This is a genomic window from Nocardia cerradoensis NBRC 101014 (genome assembly GCF_000308535.1).
Lineage (GTDB): Bacteria > Actinomycetota > Actinomycetes > Mycobacteriales > Mycobacteriaceae > Nocardia > Nocardia cerradoensis.
In genome coordinates, this window is record NZ_BAFW01000207.1 from 1 (window position 1) to 2,823 (window position 2,823).

3 protein-coding genes and 1 pseudogene are annotated in these 2,823 nt (G+C 70.5%); 2 read left to right on the forward strand and 2 right to left on the reverse strand.

What is annotated here, in order from left to right; all coding sequences use genetic code 11:
* Positions 1 to 508 (forward strand): annotated as a pseudogene (locus ON23_RS22025) (methyltransferase type 11); the annotation flags it as partial.
* 16 nt (positions 509 to 524) lie between these two features.
* On the opposite strand, the gene ON23_RS22030 reads toward ON23_RS22025, so the two are convergent.
* Positions 525 to 1,382, reverse strand: a complete 858-nt coding sequence (locus ON23_RS22030; protein ID WP_039780489.1) for a sigma-70 family RNA polymerase sigma factor — start codon at positions 1,380 to 1,382, stop codon at positions 525 to 527.
* An 88-nt stretch (positions 1,383 to 1,470) separates the two neighbouring features.
* Here ON23_RS22030 and ON23_RS22035 point away from each other — a divergent pair, with 88 nt between their 5' ends.
* Positions 1,471 to 1,965: a DoxX family protein gene (locus ON23_RS22035; RefSeq protein WP_083904162.1), complete on the forward strand. Its 495-nt coding sequence runs from the start codon at positions 1,471 to 1,473 to the stop codon at positions 1,963 to 1,965.
* Here the strand turns inward: ON23_RS22035 and glgA are convergent.
* Positions 1,941 to 2,823: glycogen synthase (gene glgA / locus ON23_RS22040; RefSeq protein WP_039780491.1), on the reverse strand; the 883-nt coding region annotated here is incomplete at its 5' end. The genes ON23_RS22035 and glgA overlap by 25 nt on opposite strands.

Below are 2,823 nucleotides of genomic sequence, written 5' to 3' on the forward strand. Positions count from 1 at the left end.
GGCGGCTCCCGCCGCGCACGGCATCGCACTCGACGTCTCGAAACCGGCGGCACGCCGGGCCGCGCGCGCTCATTCGCGTGCGGCCTCGATACTCGCCGACGTGTGGCGGGGGCTGCCGATCCGGGACCATGCGCTCGACCGGGTGCTGTGCGTCTTCGCGCCGCGCAACCCGGCCGAGGTCGCGCGGGTGCTGCGCCCTGGCGGCACCTTCGTCGTCGTCACCCCCACCCCGCGGCACCTGGGCGAACTCATCGCCCCACTGGGCATGGTGGGTGTGCAGACGGACAAGGACGAACGCCTGATCGATGCCCTGTCCAGCGCATTCCGGCAGATCCGGCGGGTCTCGGTCGAATACTCGATGACTCTGGATCACGACGCGATCGCGAATGTGGTCGGCATGGGACCGTCGGCTCACCACGCCGCCGCATCCCGCGAAGCGTCGATAGCCGACCTCCCCGAAGCCATGCCGGTTACCGCCTCGGTCACGATCACGACCTACCGCCGCTGACCGGCGTTCACGCTGGTCACCTGAAGAAGCCCGCCACCCGCTCCCGGTCGGCATAGACGTAGATCTCCGCGATGCGTTCGTTCGTCACCGTGAACGCGATCAGTACCCCGGGCTGTCCGTCGAACATGATCACGGCGCCGGCGGCGCCGTTCACCAGCACCGGCCGCACATCCGAGGACGGCCGGGCGAACAGCAGGGCGCGGGTGGCGGTGTCGCGCGGGCCGTGGATCTCCCAGCCGCCTCCCGCACCGGCGTCGGCGCGGAGCACGATATCCGGCGCCAACTGCGCCACCAGAGCCTCGAAGTCGCCACGACGGGCGGCCGCGAAGAATGCGTCCACCACAACGCGCTGGTCACCGAGGTCACCTTCGGGCGTCGGCGCGGCCCGCAGCCGCCGTCGCGCGCGACTGGCCGATTGCCGTGCGGCGGCGGGGGTCCGGTCCAACAGCGCGGCGATCCGATCGAACGGCACCGCGAAGATGTCGTGCAGGACGAAGGCGACCCGTTCGGCCGGGTCCAGCCGCGTCAGCACCGCCTGCATCGCCAGACTCACCGAATCCGACAGCAGCGCTTGCTCTTCCGGTCCCGAGCGATGATCGGCGACGAGCAGCGGATCCGGCAGCCGGGTACCGCTCGGATACTCGCGCCGAGACCGCCTGGCGCGCAACAGATCCAGACAGGTGTGCGCCACCGCCGTGGTGAGCCAGGCATCGATGTTGCCGACGGCGCGGGGCGGGCTGCGATGCACGCGCAGCCAGGTCTCCTGAACCGCGTCCTCCGCATCGACCGCCGAGCCGAGGATGTGGTGTGCGAGCGCCCGCAGTCGCGGCCGCTGGTCGTGCAGCCGTTGCAGGGCCTGTTCGCGCTCGCTCACGCCGGTCACATCCTCGCCACGCGCTACGCCATATCAAGTGCGGCCATATCAAGTGCGACCACTCACCATAATCAGCCAGGAGGCAGCCATGCGCAGTCTTTCCCGCTCTCAGCCGGTCCGTACGGCCACGTCGACCGCCACGACCGGACGCTTCTTCCGCCGCGAACCGGCGCCCGCTGCGGCCGTCGGCCGATACCGCACCGTCGCCTATCGGGTCGCCACCGGCGCCATCGTCGCCGAGGCCGCGGTGGGTGGCGTCTGGGATCTCGCCCGCATCCCGTTCGTGACGGATGTGGTCACCCATCTCGGGTATCCGCGCTATTTCCTGGTGTTGCTCGGCGTGTGGAAACTCCCGGCCGCGATCGTGCTGGCCGCTCCCCGGCTCCCACTGTGCAAGGAATGGGCTTATGCCGGAATGTTTTTCGTGTACACGGGTGCCATCGCGTCACATCTGGTCACCGGCTATGCGCGCGCGGAAGTGGGGGTGCTCGGCGCCATGACCCTGCTGACCGTCACCTCGTGGGCACTGCGGCCCGCCGACCGGTGCCTGCCCGGCCGTCAGCCCTTGCGGATGCGGTCGTAGAGATCGGTGGTGCGGGCCGCGACCTTCGCCCAGCTGAATTCGGCCGTCGCGCGCGCCCGCCCGGCCGCCCCGAACCGCGCCGCGGTCTCGGCGTCACCGGCGAGGTCGTTGACCAGGTCGGCGAGGTCGCGTTCGAAGTCGCGGGGCGCCTGCGGGTCGTAATGGGCCAGCCGCCCGGTCTGCCCGTCGGCGACCACCTCCGGAATTCCGCCGACATCCGAGGCGACCACCGCGGTGCCGCAGGCCATCGCCTCCAGATTCACGATCCCGAGCGGCTCGTATACCGAGGGACAGATGAAAACGCTTGCGGCGGAAAGGATCTGGCGCACCTGCTCGGTCGGCAACATATCGCGGACCCAGAACACGCCGCCCCGCGTCGCGGCGAGTTCGCGCACCGCCGCGGCCGCCTCGGCCTCCAACTGCGGGGTGTCCGGGGCGCCCGCGCACAGCACCAGCTGAATCCCGGGATCGATATCGCGGGCCGCGGCGAGCAGATGGGCGACTCCCTTCTGCCGGGTGATGCGACCGACGAACGCCGCGATCGGCGCATCGTCACGCACTCCCAGTTCGGCGAGCACATCCCGGGCCTCGGGCACCGGACCGCCCGGGAACCAGGCCCGGGTGTCGATACCGTTGTGCACGACGTGTACTCGTGCGGGGTCGACGGTCGGGTAGGCGTCGCGGACGTCGCGGCGCATACCCTCGCTCACCGCGATCACCGCATCGGCATTCTCCATCGCGGTCCGTTCCGACCACGACGACAACCGGTAGCCGCCGCCCAGCTGTTCGGCCTTCCAGGGCCGGCGCGGCTCCAGCGAATGCGCGGTCAGCACGTGCGGGATGCCGTACAGGCTCGCC